We start from the raw sequence: 14,753 nt of genomic DNA, 5'->3' as shown, positions 1-14,753 counted from the left end.
CGCAGGCTTCGCCAGCTCCTACTGAGCCGAACCAGGAATCAGCCTAGACGCGCCTTGCGCACACCATCAGCCAGGGCGGCACACAAGCTCAACACGCCATCAATCGCCTGTTCCGACGTATCGGCATTGGCGATATGGTCGATCAGCGCCGAGCCAACCACCACCCCATCAGCCAATCGTGCGATGGCCGCAGCCTGCTCCGGCGTACGAATGCCGAAACCAATGCTGATCGGCAAATCGGTGTGGCGACGCAGGCGCGCCACAGCTTCTTCCACATGCTCCAGCGTCGCGGCACCGGCACCGGTCACACCCGCCACCGACACGTAATATACAAAGCCCGAACTGCCGTTGAGCACCGTCGGCAAACGTACATCGTCGGTGGTTGGCGTGGTCAGGCGGATGAAGTCCAGGCCAGCCGCCTGGGCCGGTTCGCACAGTTCGCTGTTGTGCTCGGGCGGCATGTCCACAACGATCAGGCCATCCACGCCAGATTCCAGTGCCTCGCCAATGAAACGCTGCACGCCATAACGGTGGATCGGGTTGAAGTACCCCATCAGCACCAGCGGAGTCTCGCTGTTGTCTTTGCGGAACTCACGAACCATCTGCAGGGTTTTCGCCAGGTTCTGCTGGGCGCCCAACGCACGAATATTCGCCAGTTGGATCGCCGGGCCGTCGGCCATCGGGTCGGTGAACGGCATGCCCAGCTCGATGACATCGGCACCGGCCGCTGGCAGGCCCTTGAGGATTGCCAGCGAGGTGTCGTAGTCCGGGTCGCCAGCCGTGACAAAAGTCACCAGGGCGGCGCGGTTCTGTTCCTTGAGTTCGGCAAAACGGGTTTGCAGGCGGCTCATCAGTGTTTCTCCTGCTGGGACTGTTCCATGTGGTGCATCACGGTTTGCATGTCTTTGTCGCCACGGCCGGACAGGTTGACCACCATCAGGTGATCTTTCGGCAGGTTGGGTGCGCGTTTGAACACTTCCGCCAGGGCATGGGCGCTTTCCAATGCAGGAATGATCCCTTCCAGTCGGCAGCATTTGTGAAAGGCTTCCAGGGCTTCGGCGTCGGTCACCGAGGTGTACTGGACGCGGCCAATGTCGTGCAACCAGGCGTGTTCCGGACCGATACCGGGGTAGTCGAGACCTGCGGAAATCGAATGGGCGTCGATGATCTGACCGTCGTCATCCTGCAACAGGAAGGTGCGGTTACCGTGCAGTACACCGGGGACGCCGCCGTTCAGGCTCGCTGCATGCTTACCGGTCTCGATGCCATAACCGGCGGCTTCGACGCCGATGATCTCGACACTCTTGTCGTCCAAGAACGGGTGGAACAGGCCCATGGCGTTGGAGCCGCCGCCGATGCACGCCACCAGGCTGTCCGGCAGGCGGCCTTCCTGGGCTTGCAGTTGATCGCGGGTTTCCTTGCCGATCACGGCCTGGAAGTCACGCACCATCGCTGGATACGGATGCGGGCCAGCCACGGTGCCGATCAGGTAGAACGTGCTGTCGACGTTGGTGACCCAGTCGCGCAGTGCCTCGTTCATTGCATCTTTCAGGGTACCGGTGCCAGCGACCACCGGGATCACTTCAGCGCCCAGCAGCTTCATGCGGAACACGTTGGCCTGCTGGCGCTCGATGTCGGTGGTGCCCATGTAGATCACGCAATCGAGGCCAAAACGCGCGGCCACGGTGGCGGTCGCCACGCCGTGCATGCCGGCGCCGGTTTCGGCGATGATGCGTTTCTTGCCCATGCGCCGCGCCAGCAGGATCTGGCCGATGCAGTTGTTGATCTTGTGCGCGCCGGTGTGGTTCAGCTCTTCACGCTTGAGATAGATCTTGGCACCGCCACAGTATTCGGTCAGGCGCTCGGCGAAATAGAGCGGGCTTGGACGACCGACGTAGTCGCGCTGGAAGTAGGCCAATTCCTCAATGAAGGCAGGATCTTCCTTCGCCACTTCATATTCGCGGGCCAGATCAAGGATCAGCGGCATCAGGGTTTCGGCCACATAGCGGCCACCGAACGCACCAAACAGGCCGTTGGCATCGGGACCGCTGCGCAGGTTGAAAGGGGTCGTGGACTGGGTCATCGGGCGCTCCAAGCAAATGCGTTGAAAGACAATGAGGTTCACTCTACCCCTGACATCCCCCACTGAAAACCGATAAGATCGCCATAACCTGTCAGAAAAACTCACAGATAACATGCGCCACGACCTTCCCCCCCTCAATGCCTTGCGCGCCTTCGAGGCCACCGCCCGCCTGAACAGCGTAAGCCAGGCCGCCGAACAGCTGCACGTCACCCATGGCGCTGTAAGTCGACAGCTGAAGGTGCTGGAAGAGCATTTAGGCGTCAGCCTGTTCATCAAGGATGGACGCGGCTTGAAACTCACAGATGCCGGCATGCGCCTGCGGGATGTCAGCGCCGATGCTTTCGAGCGACTGCGTGGTGTTTGTGCGGAGCTGACGCAAAGTACAGCCGATGCCCCGTTCGTCCTGGGCTGCTCGGGAAGCTTGCTGGCACGCTGGTTTATTCCCCGCCTGGGCAGGCTCAATGCCGACCTGCCGGATTTGCGCCTGCACCTGTCCGCTGGCGAGGGCGACCTGGACCCCAGGCGACCGGGACTGGACGCCTTGCTGGTATTCGCCGAACCACCCTGGCCGGCCGACATGCAGGTGTATGAACTGGTGAGCGAGCGGATCGGCCCCGTAATGAGCCCGCACTACGCCGGATTCGCCCGCCTGCAGACCGCACCGGCCAGCGCGCTGCTGGACGAATCATTGCTGCACACTACCTCCCGCCCACAGGCCTGGCCGACCTGGGCACAGCAAAACGACCTTGATCCCCGGGCATTGAAGTTCGGGCAAGGATTCGAGCATCTGTATTATTTGCTGGAGGCCGCCGTAGCGGGGCTCGGCGTGGCGATCGCGCCCGAGCCGCTGGTGGCTGAGGATGTGCGCGCCGGTCGCCTGGTCGCGCCGTGGGGTTTCGATGAAACGGCGGCGCGACTGGCGTTGTGGCTACCCAAGCGCGCCGCAGATGGACGCGCTCGGCAATTGGCCCAGTGGCTCAGGCATGAGCTGAGCCAACCGACTCAGTCACCGCGTTTGCACAGCAAGTAAGCAGCCAGTAAACCAAGCGCACCGACCGCGACGCCGGCCGTGGTCCATGGATGTTCCTGCGCGTAGTCGCGTGTGGCGATCCCGGTTTCACGGGTTTTCACCTTGACCTCTTCATACGCGTCGCTGAGCAAATGGCGAGAATGTTTCAGGGCGTTCTCGGCATTGGCCTTGAGCGACTTGAGGGTCTTACGCGACTCGTCCGAAGCATCGTCCTTCAGGCTTTCCAACGACTTGAGCAGACTCTCGATCTCCGCTTCCATGCTTTGCAACGAGGCTTTGCGTAACGAATTGCTGGCCATGGTGGCTCTCTCCTGCAGTGGTTGAGTGGCGTGTGTGAATTGGGACTGCGGTCGTTTCTGAAAGTGCAGTAAATCTGAACTTCAGCGCGCAAACGGCGACACACGTATGACGAAAAATCGCTGCTAGGCTGTTAAAAACAACCAAGGAGAACCTCATGAGTGATCATCACACTTACAAAAAAGTCGAGCTGGTCGGCTCGTCTCCCACCAGCATTGAAGACGCCATCAATAACGCCCTGGCCGAGGCCAGCAAAAGCCTCAAGCACTTGGAGTGGTTCGAAGTCACGGAAACCCGCGGACACATCGAAAACGGCCGGGCCGCGCACTTTCAGGTCACCCTCAAAGTCGGGTTCCGGATTGTGAATAGCTGAGGAACGATGAACTTGCACGCTGGCGGAGTGCCATAGGGAATGGCGATGCGCTATGGTATGCGCATTCTGTTTTTCCAATACCTGCCCTATTGATCCGACCAAGGAGTGCGAGCGATGAACAAGTTGATGGTAGCCCTGGGTTTGCTGAGCCTTGCCGGTGGTGCGTTTGCGGCCGGCAAGCCCTGCGAAGAGCTGAAAAGCGAAATCGCGGCGAAGCTGGATGCCAAGGCCGTGTCAGGTTATTCGCTGGAAATCGTCGATAAAGGCGCAGCGACCGACGGAAAAGTCGTAGGCACCTGTGAGGGCGGTACGAAAGAAATCGTCTATAAAAAGTGATTCTTTTCGACCGTCAAAGCCGACGCAGTGCGTCGGCTTTTTTATGCGCGTCATTCAGCCTTTCATGACCTGCGCCAGCAACTCGTATGAGTGCAGGCGATCGGCGTGTTCATACAGGTCGCTGGTGAAAATCAGTTCATCTGCCTGGGTTTGCTCGATCAGCACGTCGAGCTTGGCGCGAATCTTCTGCGGACCGCCGACCATGGCCAGTCCCAGGAAATCACCAACCGCTTCTTTTTCATGGGGCAACCAGAGGCCGTTCATGGTTTCGACCGGCGGACGCTGCACCAGGCTCTGGCCGCGCATCAGCGCCAGGATCCGCTGGTACACTGACGTCGCCAGGTAATCGGCCTGTTCATCCGTGTCCGCCGCCACCAGCGGCACACCGAGCATCACATAAGGCTTGTCGAGCACTGCCGACGGCTTGAAATGGTTGCGGTAGATACGAATCGCCTCGTGCATGTAGCGCGGTGCGAAATGGGAGGCGAACGCGTAGGGCAAACCGCGCTCACCGGCCAATTGCGCACTGAACAGGCTCGACCCCAGCAGCCATACCGGCACGTTGGTCCCGGTGCCAGGCATGGCGATGATGCGTTGGTCCGGGGTGCGTGGGCCCAGATAACGCATCAGCTCGGCCACGTCTTCGGGGAAATCGTCCGCGCTGCCGGAGCGCTCACGACGCAGCGCCCGGGCGGTCATCTGGTCGGAACCGGGCGCACGCCCCAACCCCAGGTCGATTCGACCCGGGTAGAGGCTTTCCAGCGTGCCGAACTGTTCGGCGATGATCAACGGCGCGTGATTGGGCAACATGACGCCGCCGGAGCCGACACGAATGGTCGAAGTGCCCCCCGCCAGATAACCCAGCAGCACCGCCGTCGCGGAGCTGGCGATACCGTCCATGTTGTGGTGTTCGGCCACCCAGAAGCGGGTATAACCGTATTTTTCCACGTGCTGCGCCAAGTCCAGCGAGTTGCGCAAGGACTGGGCGGCATTGCCATCGGCGCGCACAGGCACCAGGTCGAGGGTTGAGAATTTCACTTCGGACAGCTGTTTCATGGGCCGGGATCTCCAACGGCGTTCCGGGCTTTCCCCGAGGGCAAAGGCCTGCCGTTTCTAAAGGTGTGTTCCATGCAATGTGGGCATATACCCGAGTTTCAATAGCCGCGAAGAATTTTCCTACTAAATTCGTCGGCTAATCGACAAGGTGAACTTTTCCGGGCGGTCTATCCTCACAACCCAGACAGTTAAAAAAATACCCAGGCGCGTCTCTCGCGCCGGATCTTCAGGAGGCAGACATGGCTATCATCAAGAAAGCATCGGCTCATTGGGAAGGTGACCTGAAAACCGGTATCGGCTCCATCTCCACGGAAACCGGTGTGCTGCGCGAAGCGCCCTATGGCTTCAAGGCACGCTTCGAAGGCGGCAAGGGCACCAACCCAGAGGAATTGATCGGCGCGGCCCATGCCGGCTGCTTTTCCATGGCCTTTTCGATGATCCTCGGCGATGCCGGGCTCAAGGCCGACAGCATCGACACCAACGCCGAAGTGACCCTGGACCAGGTCGATGGCGGTTTCGCGATCACGGCAGTCAAGTTGGTGCTCAAGGCGAAAATCCCCGGTGCCAGCCAGGCGCAATTCGACGAACTGAGCAAGAAGGCCAAGGAAGGGTGCCCGGTTTCCAAGGTACTGAACGCCCAGATCACCCTGGATGCGACGCTGGTGAACTGACGCATGGAGGGGTCGCAGCCTTCGCAGGCGCTGCCGAGGGCTGCGACTTCTTGAATACAGCCGAGCTGTTTACCCTGGCGCAATTATGATCGAATGAAGCCTGCAGTTTCAGCGCACAGGCAGTGCGCGCTGCCATGAGGAATTCGAACATGAAACGATTAGCCCTGGTGGTCATCGGTTGCGCATTCGCTGCATCAGCCCTTGCAGCCCCCAAATCCTGCGAAGAGCTGAAAGCGGAAATCGAAGCGAAGATCCAGGCCAATAACGTGTCGTCCTACACGTTGGAAATCGTCACCAACGACGAAGTCCACGACCAGAACATGGTGGTGGGCACTTGCGAAAACGGCACGAAGAAAATCATTTACCAGAAGAACGACCGCTAGGACGCCCTATGGCATGCAACGGGCTTGTCGATCTTCGGCAACGATTTCTCGCTTGGCGTCATAGAGCCGGGCGCTTGGGGTGTGCGCCAGGTTACGCGCCTCCAGGCGATAGCGCTGGCCGGCCTCGAAATGATCGTATCGCACGGTCAGGTAGCACAGCCGTTCTTGCGGCTCGGTCATCAAACCCAGCCCTGCGCCACCAAACACCTCGAAGTCGAAGCGCACTTCCAATTCATGGCTGCCCGGCGAAACCTGGAAGAAGCGCCCGTCTCGCAGTCGCTGGCCGTCCAGTTTTTCAGCCATCAGCACCTTGCCACCCGGCGTAGGCGTCGCGAAATCGACCCAGGCCATGTTCGGATCGACCGATGGCAACGGGGTCGCTGTGCAACCGCTCATGGCAACGAAGGCCGGTAACAGCATGTGAAGACGCATGGTGAGCTTCCTGAAAAATCAGGTCTTGAGCATAGCGCCGATCAACTTTGCTGGCAGCCCGCCGGCGTACCTTGCACCACCACTTTACGTTGCTGATCGTAAAGCTTGGCCCATGGCCGGAAACCGATGCTTCCGGCCTGCAACTGGTAACGTTGGCCCGCGTTGAAGTCCTTGAATTTCACGTTCAACCGGCAATCACGCCACAGCGGCTCGGCATCCGGGCCGATGTTGCCGGGCTCGACGGCAAATTGATAACGCACCGTCAGCTCATGGCTGCCGGGTTGCACTTCGAAATAGCGCCGGTCGGTGGACGTCTTGTCATCGACTTTTAGCGCTTGCAGCGCGGTGTCCTGCTGGTTTCCCAGGTCGATCCAGGCTTGGGATGGATCAGGATCAGGCAAACCGGCGCAACCGGTCAGCAGCAACAGGCCGCTCGTCAGCATCAACACGCGCATAGCGAAGCTCCAGGCAAGCGAGATAGTCTTGTGGGCAGACTTCCCAGGGTGAATCCAATTGATCAGGCCGCGTTCAAGCCATCGGTTACTCGACCGTGTTTTCCGGATTTTGTTTCCAGGCCTCCTGCTTTTGTTACTGAACGGTTGCACAAGCGCCGGTTATTACAGCCAGCTCGTCGGTGGGCAACTGCGGTTGTTGCAGGCCCGGGAGCCTATCGACCAGGTCATTGCCGACCCTGCTCGCGATGCTCAACTGAAGGCGCACCTGACCCAGGCGCGTGAGGCACGGACGTTCGCCAGTGATCATCTGCATTTGCCGGACAATAAAAGCTATCGCCTGTATGCGGACATTGGCCGGCCATTCGTCGTCTGGAATGTCTTCGCCACGCCGGAGTTTTCCCTGGCGCCGCTAAATCATTGCTTCCCCATTGCCGGTTGCGTGGCTTATCGCGGTTACTACAGCCAGGGAGCCGCCCGTGGCGAGGCCGCATTGCAGCGTTTGCAGGGCATGGACGTGTCGATCGGTGGTGTAGAGGCCTACTCGACACTAGGCTGGTTCAACGATCCGATCCTGAGTTCGATGATGCATTGGGGCGACGAACGCCTGGCGACGCTGATCTTCCATGAACTGGCGCACCAGCGGTTTTATGTAAAGGACGACACCGAATTCAATGAGTCCTTCGCCACCTTCGTCGAGCAGGAAGGCAGCCGGCAATGGCGCGCCAGTCGCGGGCTGGCGCCGGATAACGGCAAGCAGGTGCGCCAGCGCGACCAATTCATCCAATTGATCCTCGACACCCGCCAGCGCCTGGAAGAGCTCTACACCCAACCCCTACCGACCGAACAGATGCGCCAACGCAAGGCACAGGCATTCGAACGCCTGCGCACCGACTATGAGCAGTTGCGCGACACTCAATGGGCCGGCGACAAACGCTACGATGCCTGGGTCTATGCCCCACTGAACAATGCACGGTTGCTGCCGTTCGGGCTGTATGACCAGTGGGTGCCGGCGTTTGCGGCGCTGTTCAGGCGGGAGGGCGGGGACTGGATCAGGTTTTACGCAGCGGTGGAAAAGCTCGGAAAATTGCCGATCGACGAACGCAAGGCGGCTTTGAAAGCGTTGGCAGCGCCGAAAACGTCTGCTGACTAGGCGGACGTCATCGCGAGCAAGCTCGCTCCCACAGGGACATCTCCAAATCCTGGGGCGAGGGAGCTTGCTCCCTCGCCACGGCCAACCCAGCACAAAAAAGGGCATACCGATTCATCGGTATGCCCTTTTGATTGCCGCTTTCTTCCCCCTGGCTGAGGTACTTGCAGCAATTACGGGTTGACGCTGTCTTTCAAGAATTTGCCTGGTTTGAAGGCAACGGTGTTGCTGGCCTTGATCTTCACCGGCTCACCGGTCTGTGGGTTTTTGCCAGTGCGGGCGCCGCGGTGGCGTTGCAGGAAAGTGCCGAAGCCCACCAGGGTGACGCTGTCCTTGCGGTGCAGGGCGCCGGTAATTTCTTCGAGGACGGCGTTGAGGACGCGGTTGGCTTGTTCTTTGGTGAGGTCTGCTTTTTCCGCGATGGCGGCGGCGAGTTCTGGTTTACGCATGAATGAAGCCCCTTTGACGGTTTTTTTGTTGTTATGTCCGTGCCGTTCTCTTTGGAACGGCCCCTAAGGCGCCGCAGGCTCTACTCTGCGGCAGACGGAAGTGAGGATGGCACGGTGCCGAAAACCGCGCCAGTGGCCGGGCGACCTTTGTGGGACCAAAAGTAGGGTTTTTGCGACAGAACGACCAGTATTTACGCCAGCAGGGGTGGAAGCGCCTTGTTCAGTGCCAGTTTCTCCATCACCGCCGTGCCTGTCAGGGCGTAGCCCAGCAGATTGCCTTGAGCGTCGCGGCATAGCGCCTTGATGTCCGCGCCCTGCCCTTCGACGCTCCACACGCCCTCGCTACCTCGCGGTGGTGGCGACACCACCAGTGGGCACACCGGGGTTTTTACAGTAATCGGCATGGCGCCGTAGCTGACGGCCGTCGGGTTGCCGGCCAGGGTCTGGGCCAGGGCCCGGGCGCAGCTCATCAGCGGCATGACATACAGCAGGTTCAAGCCATCGACCTCGGCGCAGTCACCCAGGGCGTAGATGTTGGCGTGAGAGGTCTTCAGGTGGCGGTCGACCACGACACCGCGGTTGACCACCAGGCCTGCCGCGGCTGCCAGATCGATGCGTGGGCGCAGGCCGATGGCCGAGACCACCAGGTCGCAGGCAATCACCTGGCCGTCGGACAGGTGCGCCTCCAGCCCATCTGCGACCTTCTGCAAGCGGTTGAGCACCGGGCCCAGGTGGAAACGCGCGCCAAGGCTTTCCAGCCCAGCCTGGACCGCTGCGGCAGCGGCCGGGTGCAACAGCGTCGGCATCACTTGCTCGCACGGTGCCACCAGCTGCACTTCGTAGCCTCCCAGGCTCAGGTCGTTGGCGAACTCGCAGCCGATCAGGCCAGCGCCGAGCAACAACACCCGGCGCTTGCCGGCGGCCGCGGCCCTGAAGCGTGCGTAGTCTTCCAGGTCGTTGATCGGGAAGATCAGCTCCGCCGCATCGCCCTGCACCGGTACGCGCACGGTTTCGGCGCCCCACGCCAGGATCAGGTCACGGTAGTTCACCGCTTCTTCGCCGATCCACAGCCGTTTGTGGCCCGGATCGATGCCACTGATACGGGTGTGGGTACGTACTTCGGCCTTGAGTTGCTCGGCCATCGCGCCCGGTTCGGCCATGCTCAGGCCGTCGGCATCCTTGTTTTTACCAAAGCCTGTGGAGAGCATCGGCTTGGAATACGAGCGACCGTCGTCCGCGGTGATCAGCAGCAGCGGGGTTTCGCCGTCGAGCTTGCGAAACTCCCGGGCCAGGTTGTAACCGGCCAGGCCTGTACCGACGATGACGACAGGTGCACTCATGTTGCTCTCCATTTGATGCTCTCCATGCAGGTGAGGAACGATCAGTTGATTTCGATCATTTCGAAATCCATTTTGCCGACACCGCAGTCCGGGCACAGCCAGTCTGCCGGTACGTCCTCCCAGCGAGTGCCGGGCGCGATGCCATCGTCAGGCCAGCCGTCAGCTTCGTTGTAGATCAGGCCGCAGACGATACATTGCCACTTCTTCATTCCAATACTTCCTCAAGATGTCAGGCCTTGGCCGGTATTTTCCGGCTCAGGGCCGTTTTGTACTGATCGGTTGCGACAGATGCAAGCACGATCAGCCGGGCAGCCGGCCGGGCCAGTCAAAATCACCGACCGACATGGTAAGCTCGCGCCCTCATTTGCTGCCATTCAAGACCTCTGTGCCGCATACAAATTCGATATTTCCAACACTCCAATGGCTGCCCCAGCCCCTGCTGTCGCCTCGCCCCGATGCGGGTGTCCTCGACTGGCTGTTCGACGAAGGCTCCCTGACCCGGCGCCTCACACGCCTGTCGGACGGCCATTTCAGCGTGACACCACTGTTCGAAGGCTGGCAGCCATTGCGCGCCGACGAATGCGCCGCCCTGGACCTGGCCGAGGGCAGCGAGGGCTGGGTACGCGAGGTGTATCTGCGCGGCCATGACCAGCCGTGGGTGTTCGCCCGCAGTGTGGCGGCGCGCAGCGCCTTGCAGGGTGACGGCTTGCAGATGGACGAACTGGGTAGCCGTTCCCTGGGGGAATTGCTGTTTTGCGACCAGGCGTTCCAGCGCCGAGCCATCGAAGTGTGCCATTACCCCGATGCCGGGTTGCCGGAAGAAGTGCGCGCCAGCGGGCTGTGGGGTCGCCGCTCACGTTTCGACCGCGGCGCGTTGAGCGTGCTGGTGGCGGAAATTTTCCTGCCGCGCCTGTGGACCGTCGCCCGCGCCTATTCGGAGAACTTCTGATGTACGTGCAACTGCTCAAATCCTTGAACCGCCTGAACCCGCGGGCCTGGGACTTCGTGCAACTGACCCGCATGGACAAGCCCATCGGCATCTACCTGCTGCTGTGGCCGACGTTGTGGGCGCTGTGGATTGCCGGTGAAGGCTCGCCGTCCATCGCCAACGTGGTGATCTTCGTCCTCGGCGTGGTGCTGACCCGCGCCGGCGGCTGTGTGATCAATGACTGGGCCGACCGCAAGGTGGACGGTCACGTCAAGCGCACCGAGCAGCGCCCGCTGGTGAGCGGCAAGATCAGTTCGAAAGAGGCGCTGGTGTTCTTCGCCGTGCTGATGAGCGTGAGTTTCCTGCTGGTGCTGTGCACCAACGCCCCGACCATCCTGCTCTCCCTCGGTGGCTTGGCGCTGGCGTTCAGCTACCCGTTCATGAAACGCTATACCTACTACCCGCAAGTGGTCCTGGGCGCGGCGTTCTCCTGGGGCATGCCGATGGCGTTCACCGCCGAAACCGGTCATCTGCCGGCCGCCGCCTGGTTGCTGTACATCGCCAACCTGCTGTGGACGGTGGGCTACGACACCTATTACGCGATGACCGACCGGGACGATGACCTGCGCATTGGCGTGAAGTCCACGGCGATCCTGTTTGGCGATGCCGACCGGGTGATCATCCTGACGTTGCAAGGCCTGGCCTTGGGCTGCCTGCTGCTGGCCGGGTCAAAATTCCAACTGGGCGGCTGGTTCCACCTGGGGCTGGTGGCCGCTGCCGCATGCTTCGCCTGGGAGTTCTGGTACACCCGCGGCCGGGACCGGATGCGCTGCTTCAAGGCGTTCCTGCACAACCATTGGGCCGGGTTGGCGATTTTCGTGGGGATTGTGCTGGATTACGCGTTGCGCTGAGGCTGCTGATCCAGCGGTGAACCTTGGGTCATGAAGGCCTTTGTGGCGAGGGAGCTTGCTCCCGCTCGGTTGCGCAGCGACCGCTAAATCTTGGGGCTGCTTCGCAGCCCAGCGGGAGCAAGCTCCCTCGCCACAAAAAGCATCTTGGCTGGGCTCGTCAATCGGGCTTGGCGACCTTCCAGGCGCCGTCCATCAAGCCATCACCCGTCATGTCTCCAGCTTTAGTGTCCTTCACAAAGGTGTACAGCGGCTTCCCATCGTAGGCCCACTGCTTCGTACCGTCATCACGGTTGATCACCGTCCATTCGCCCATGGACTTGTCGCCGCCTTCAGCCTTGAGCGGTGGCCAATTGGCAGCGCATTTGTCGTTGCACATCGACTTGCCACCTGAGTCTTTGGCAAACGTGTACAACGTCATGCCTTTGTGATCAGTGAACATGCCGTCTTTTTCCATCGCCGGTTCAGCCGCGAACGCCAATGTTGGCAGCGCCAGGGCAGCCGTTACCGCCAGTACCTTGATGGATTGGGTGAAGTAATTCATGGAAACCTTCTTGTGTGGTTGTCAGGATTCGGACTGAAAAGCTTAGTCCAGGATCCCTTTCACCGCCGCCCCCCGAAATAACTGTCACACGACTGCAATAATTCCGTTATCTAATGCGGCGCAAGACAGTTAAATGACAAGAGGATTACCCCATGGTTGGCAGGAGCATTCTGATCGTCGACGACGAGGCGCCCATCCGCGAGATGATCGCCGTTGCGTTGGAGATGGCCGGCTATGACTGCATGGAAGCAGAAAACTCTCAACAGGCCCACGCCATCATCGTCGACCGCAAACCCGACCTGATCCTGCTGGACTGGATGTTGCCCGGCACGTCAGGCATCGAACTGGCGCGACGCCTCAAGCGCGACGAGCTGACCGGTGATATTCCGATCATCATGCTCACCGCCAAGGGCGAAGAGGACAACAAGATCCAGGGCCTGGAAGTCGGCGCCGACGACTACATCACCAAGCCATTTTCCCCACGGGAGTTGGTGGCGCGCCTGAAGGCCGTGCTGCGACGCGCCGGGCCGACCGATGGCGAAGCCCCCATCGAAGTCGGTGGCCTGCTGCTCGACCCGATCAGCCACCGCGTGACCATTGATGGCAAACCCGCCGAGATGGGCCCGACCGAATACCGCCTGCTGCAGTTTTTCATGACTCACCAGGAACGTGCCTACACCCGCGGCCAACTGCTGGACCAGGTCTGGGGCGGCAACGTCTATGTCGAGGAGCGCACCGTGGACGTGCACATCCGGCGCCTGCGCAAGGCCCTCGGCGATGCCTATGAAAATCTGGTACAAACCGTGCGCGGCACCGGTTATCGTTTTTCGACCAAGGCCTGATCCGAGCCCTTACCGCCCGACAAAGCTGACAAGGACGCGCGTCACGTGAACCAAAACTGGCATGGCACCCTGATTCGCCACATGTTGTTGCTGGTGACCGGCTGTTTGCTGATCGGCCTGATCAGTGGTTATTACGGTTGGAGCCTGGCCGCGGGCCTGGGGCTTTACCTGGCCTGGACACTCAAGCAATTGCTGCGCCTGCATGAATGGCTGCGCCTGCACCAACCCGACGAAGCCCCGCCCGACGGCTATGGCCTGTGGGGTGAGGTGTTCGACAGCATCTACCACCTGCAACGGCGCGACCAGCGCGTTCGCGGGCGCCTGCAAGCGGTGATCGACCGGGTCCAGGAGTCCACCGCCGCGCTGAAAGACGCGGTGATCATGCTCGACAGCGACGGCAACCTGGAGTGGTGGAACCGCGCCGCCGAGACCCTGCTGGGCCTCAAGACGCCACAGGACAGCGGCCAGCCGGTGACCAACCTGGTGCGTCATCCGCGCTTCAAGGAATATTTCGAGCAGGCCAGTTACGCCGAGCCGCTGGAGATTCCTTCGCCCACCAATGATCGGCTACGCATCCAGCTGTACATCACCCGCTATGGCAACAATGAGCATTTGATGCTGGTGCGCGACGTCACGCGCATCCATCAGTTGGAACAGATGCGCAAGGACTTCATCGCCAACGTTTCCCACGAACTGCGCACGCCGTTGACGGTGATCTGTGGTTACCTGGAAACCCTGCTCGACAACGTCGAGGAAGTGAACCCGCGCTGGAGCCGGGCCTTGCAGCAGATGCACCAGCAAAGCGGGCGCATGCAGACCCTGCTCAACGACTTGTTGCTGCTGGCGAAGCTGGAAGCCACCGATTACCCGTCGGACAACCAGCCAGTGCCCATCGACGACCTGCTGCAAACCATTGTCGAAGATGCGCAGGAACTGTCCGGCTCCAAGCAGCAGACCATCACCCTGGAAGCCGACGCGGCCGTGCAGCTCAAAGGCAGCGAGGCGGAACTGCGCAGTGCGTTTTCCAACCTGGTGTTCAACGCGGTCAAATACACGCGTGAGCAAGGCCGGATCCATGTGCGCTGGTGGGGCGATGAGCAAGGCGCGCACCTGAGCGTGCGCGATTCGGGCATTGGCATCGACAGCAAACACCTGCCGCGCCTGACCGAACGCTTCTACCGTGTCGACTCCAGCCGCAACTCCAATACCGGCGGCACCGGGCTGGGCCTGGCCATCGTCAAACACGTCCTGCTGCGCCATCGCGCCCGCATGGAAATCAGCAGCGTACCCGGCCATGGCAGCACCTTTACCTGCCATTTCGCTCCGACCCAGGTGGTTCGTGCACGCCTCGCTCGCCCCGCTGATTAAGCCCGCCCCCTAGGCAATCGCCGAGTCAGTCGCTACATTGACTGACTTGCGCCTGCCTTTTCAGGCGCTCACTTTCAATTCCTACGACTATACGGAACCCGCAAAACTCCA

At 60.8% G+C, this 14,753-nt stretch carries 20 protein-coding genes; 10 read left to right on the top strand and 10 right to left on the bottom strand.

Annotated features, from left to right (window positions below; all coding sequences use genetic code 11):
* Positions 1-38: 38 nt before the first annotated feature.
* The gene (gene trpA, locus QMK47_RS01660; protein WP_058544931.1) at positions 39-851 is read right to left on the bottom strand and encodes a tryptophan synthase subunit alpha; all 813 of its coding nucleotides are present in this window, start codon (positions 849-851) and stop codon (positions 39-41) included.
* Positions 851-2,083: a tryptophan synthase subunit beta gene (gene trpB, locus QMK47_RS01655; protein WP_092150691.1), complete on the bottom strand. Its 1,233-nt coding sequence runs from the start codon at positions 2,081-2,083 to the stop codon at positions 851-853. The genes trpA and trpB overlap by 1 nt, the downstream gene beginning before the upstream one ends.
* 112 nt (positions 2,084-2,195) lie before the next feature.
* Between trpB and QMK47_RS01650 the strand changes: the two genes are divergently transcribed.
* Positions 2,196-3,113, top strand: a complete 918-nt coding sequence (locus tag QMK47_RS01650; protein ID WP_253470733.1) for a LysR family transcriptional regulator — start codon at positions 2,196-2,198, stop codon at positions 3,111-3,113.
* On the opposite strand, the gene QMK47_RS01645 is transcribed toward QMK47_RS01650, so the two are convergent.
* Positions 3,086-3,412, bottom strand: a complete 327-nt coding sequence (locus QMK47_RS01645; protein WP_003196426.1) for a DUF883 family protein — start codon at positions 3,410-3,412, stop codon at positions 3,086-3,088. The two genes, QMK47_RS01650 and QMK47_RS01645, sit on opposite strands and share 28 nt — an antisense overlap.
* A gap of 155 nt (positions 3,413-3,567) precedes the next feature.
* On the opposite strand from QMK47_RS01645, the gene QMK47_RS01640 reads away from it, so the two are divergent.
* Positions 3,568-3,783 carry a dodecin gene (locus QMK47_RS01640; RefSeq protein WP_003196424.1) on the top strand — a complete coding sequence of 72 codons (216 nt, stop codon included), beginning with the start codon at positions 3,568-3,570 and terminating at the stop codon, positions 3,781-3,783.
* A 114-nt stretch (positions 3,784-3,897) separates the two neighbouring features.
* Positions 3,898-4,119, top strand: coding sequence for a DUF1161 domain-containing protein (locus tag QMK47_RS01635; protein WP_253470731.1), 222 nt, complete (start codon positions 3,898-3,900; stop codon positions 4,117-4,119).
* A 54-nt stretch (positions 4,120-4,173) separates the two neighbouring features.
* On the opposite strand, the gene QMK47_RS01630 is transcribed toward QMK47_RS01635, so the two are convergent.
* Entirely contained in the window at positions 4,174-5,175 is a 1,002-nt protein-coding gene (locus QMK47_RS01630; RefSeq protein WP_072349123.1) for an LLM class flavin-dependent oxidoreductase, read from the bottom strand.
* Positions 5,176-5,414: 239 nt separating this feature from the next.
* On the opposite strand from QMK47_RS01630, the gene QMK47_RS01625 reads away from it, so the two are divergent.
* Positions 5,415-5,846: an OsmC family protein gene (locus QMK47_RS01625; RefSeq protein WP_003196419.1), complete on the top strand. Its 432-nt coding sequence runs from the start codon at positions 5,415-5,417 to the stop codon at positions 5,844-5,846.
* Between the two features lie 149 nt (positions 5,847-5,995).
* The gene (locus tag QMK47_RS01620; protein ID WP_320389715.1) at positions 5,996-6,229 is read left to right on the top strand and encodes a DUF1161 domain-containing protein; all 234 of its coding nucleotides are present in this window, start codon (positions 5,996-5,998) and stop codon (positions 6,227-6,229) included.
* A gap of 6 nt (positions 6,230-6,235) precedes the next feature.
* On the opposite strand, the gene QMK47_RS01615 is transcribed toward QMK47_RS01620, so the two are convergent.
* Complete coding sequence (locus tag QMK47_RS01615; RefSeq protein WP_320389714.1) at positions 6,236-6,661, bottom strand: hypothetical protein; 426 nt, start codon at positions 6,659-6,661, stop codon at positions 6,236-6,238.
* Positions 6,662-6,702: 41 nt separating this feature from the next.
* Entirely contained in the window at positions 6,703-7,116 is a 414-nt protein-coding gene (locus QMK47_RS01610) for a hypothetical protein (protein ID WP_253470719.1), read from the bottom strand.
* Between the two features lie 58 nt (positions 7,117-7,174).
* On the opposite strand from QMK47_RS01610, the gene QMK47_RS01605 reads away from it, so the two are divergent.
* Positions 7,175-8,266: an aminopeptidase gene (locus QMK47_RS01605; RefSeq protein ID WP_320389713.1), complete on the top strand. Its 1,092-nt coding sequence runs from the start codon at positions 7,175-7,177 to the stop codon at positions 8,264-8,266.
* A gap of 170 nt (positions 8,267-8,436) precedes the next feature.
* On the opposite strand, the gene QMK47_RS01600 is transcribed toward QMK47_RS01605, so the two are convergent.
* The 3 genes from QMK47_RS01600 to QMK47_RS01590 form a co-directional block, all read right to left on the bottom strand.
* Positions 8,437-8,712, bottom strand: a complete 276-nt coding sequence (locus QMK47_RS01600; RefSeq protein WP_003177201.1) for an HU family DNA-binding protein — start codon at positions 8,710-8,712, stop codon at positions 8,437-8,439.
* A 191-nt stretch (positions 8,713-8,903) separates the two neighbouring features.
* Positions 8,904-10,052, bottom strand: coding sequence for an NAD(P)/FAD-dependent oxidoreductase (locus QMK47_RS01595; RefSeq protein ID WP_253470714.1), 1,149 nt, complete (start codon positions 10,050-10,052; stop codon positions 8,904-8,906).
* Between the two features lie 41 nt (positions 10,053-10,093).
* Positions 10,094-10,261, bottom strand: a complete 168-nt coding sequence (locus QMK47_RS01590; protein ID WP_003177199.1) for a rubredoxin — start codon at positions 10,259-10,261, stop codon at positions 10,094-10,096.
* A gap of 176 nt (positions 10,262-10,437) precedes the next feature.
* Between QMK47_RS01590 and QMK47_RS01585 the strand changes: the two genes are divergently transcribed.
* Together QMK47_RS01585 and ubiA are read left to right on the top strand one after the other, a co-directional pair.
* Positions 10,438-11,001 (top strand): chorismate--pyruvate lyase family protein, encoded by a 564-nt coding sequence (locus tag QMK47_RS01585; protein ID WP_253470712.1) that lies wholly within the window; start codon positions 10,438-10,440, stop codon positions 10,999-11,001.
* Complete coding sequence (gene ubiA / locus QMK47_RS01580) at positions 11,001-11,891, top strand: 4-hydroxybenzoate octaprenyltransferase (protein WP_046064708.1); 891 nt, start codon at positions 11,001-11,003, stop codon at positions 11,889-11,891. Before QMK47_RS01585 ends, ubiA begins: the two co-directional genes overlap by 1 nt.
* Before the next feature lie 157 nt (positions 11,892-12,048).
* Here ubiA and QMK47_RS01575 read toward each other — a convergent pair whose 3' ends face one another.
* Positions 12,049-12,432: a hypothetical protein gene (locus tag QMK47_RS01575; protein ID WP_253470710.1), complete on the bottom strand. Its 384-nt coding sequence runs from the start codon at positions 12,430-12,432 to the stop codon at positions 12,049-12,051.
* A gap of 152 nt (positions 12,433-12,584) precedes the next feature.
* Here QMK47_RS01575 and phoB point away from each other — a divergent pair, with 152 nt between their 5' ends.
* Positions 12,585-13,274, top strand: a complete 690-nt coding sequence (gene phoB, locus QMK47_RS01570) for a phosphate regulon transcriptional regulator PhoB (RefSeq protein ID WP_003177195.1) — start codon at positions 12,585-12,587, stop codon at positions 13,272-13,274.
* An 81-nt stretch (positions 13,275-13,355) separates the two neighbouring features.
* On the top strand, positions 13,356-14,642 hold the full coding sequence (phoR, locus tag QMK47_RS01565) for a phosphate regulon sensor histidine kinase PhoR (RefSeq protein WP_253478354.1): 1,287 nt from the start codon (positions 13,356-13,358) through the stop codon (positions 14,640-14,642).
* Positions 14,643-14,753 lie beyond the last annotated feature (111 nt).

Source organism: Pseudomonas sp. P9_35, from assembly GCF_034008205.1.
GTDB lineage: Bacteria > Pseudomonadota > Gammaproteobacteria > Pseudomonadales > Pseudomonadaceae > Aquipseudomonas > Aquipseudomonas kilonensis.
The sequence above is the reverse complement of the archived record's forward strand: the minus strand, read 5'-3'. Positions and strand labels throughout refer to the sequence as shown.

Excerpts from the sequence above, each read along its gene's own strand:
- QMK47_RS01600 (WP_003177201.1), bottom strand. The coding sequence starts at position 8,712 with ATGCGTAAACCAGAACTCGCCGCCGCCATCGCGGAAAAAGCAGACCTC.
- QMK47_RS01620 (WP_320389715.1), top strand. The coding sequence starts at position 5,996 with ATGAAACGATTAGCCCTGGTGGTCATCGGTTGCGCATTCGCTGCATCA.
- phoB (WP_003177195.1), top strand. The coding sequence starts at position 12,585 with ATGGTTGGCAGGAGCATTCTGATCGTCGACGACGAGGCGCCCATCCGC.
- QMK47_RS01630 (WP_072349123.1), bottom strand. The coding sequence starts at position 5,175 with ATGAAACAGCTGTCCGAAGTGAAATTCTCAACCCTCGACCTGGTGCCT.
- phoR (WP_253478354.1), top strand. The coding sequence starts at position 13,356 with ATGTTGTTGCTGGTGACCGGCTGTTTGCTGATCGGCCTGATCAGTGGT.
- trpB (WP_092150691.1), bottom strand. The coding sequence starts at position 2,083 with ATGACCCAGTCCACGACCCCTTTCAACCTGCGCAGCGGTCCCGATGCC.
- QMK47_RS01650 (WP_253470733.1), top strand. The coding sequence starts at position 2,196 with ATGCGCCACGACCTTCCCCCCCTCAATGCCTTGCGCGCCTTCGAGGCC.
- QMK47_RS01575 (WP_253470710.1), bottom strand. The coding sequence starts at position 12,432 with ATGAATTACTTCACCCAATCCATCAAGGTACTGGCGGTAACGGCTGCC.
- trpA (WP_058544931.1), bottom strand. The coding sequence starts at position 851 with ATGAGCCGCCTGCAAACCCGTTTTGCCGAACTCAAGGAACAGAACCGC.
- QMK47_RS01625 (WP_003196419.1), top strand. The coding sequence starts at position 5,415 with ATGGCTATCATCAAGAAAGCATCGGCTCATTGGGAAGGTGACCTGAAA.
- ubiA (WP_046064708.1), top strand. The coding sequence starts at position 11,001 with ATGTACGTGCAACTGCTCAAATCCTTGAACCGCCTGAACCCGCGGGCC.
- QMK47_RS01595 (WP_253470714.1), bottom strand. The coding sequence starts at position 10,052 with ATGAGTGCACCTGTCGTCATCGTCGGTACAGGCCTGGCCGGTTACAAC.
- QMK47_RS01640 (WP_003196424.1), top strand. The coding sequence starts at position 3,568 with ATGAGTGATCATCACACTTACAAAAAAGTCGAGCTGGTCGGCTCGTCT.
- QMK47_RS01610 (WP_253470719.1), bottom strand. The coding sequence starts at position 7,116 with ATGCGCGTGTTGATGCTGACGAGCGGCCTGTTGCTGCTGACCGGTTGC.
- QMK47_RS01635 (WP_253470731.1), top strand. The coding sequence starts at position 3,898 with ATGAACAAGTTGATGGTAGCCCTGGGTTTGCTGAGCCTTGCCGGTGGT.
- QMK47_RS01590 (WP_003177199.1), bottom strand. The coding sequence starts at position 10,261 with ATGAAGAAGTGGCAATGTATCGTCTGCGGCCTGATCTACAACGAAGCT.
- QMK47_RS01615 (WP_320389714.1), bottom strand. The coding sequence starts at position 6,661 with ATGCGTCTTCACATGCTGTTACCGGCCTTCGTTGCCATGAGCGGTTGC.
- QMK47_RS01645 (WP_003196426.1), bottom strand. The coding sequence starts at position 3,412 with ATGGCCAGCAATTCGTTACGCAAAGCCTCGTTGCAAAGCATGGAAGCG.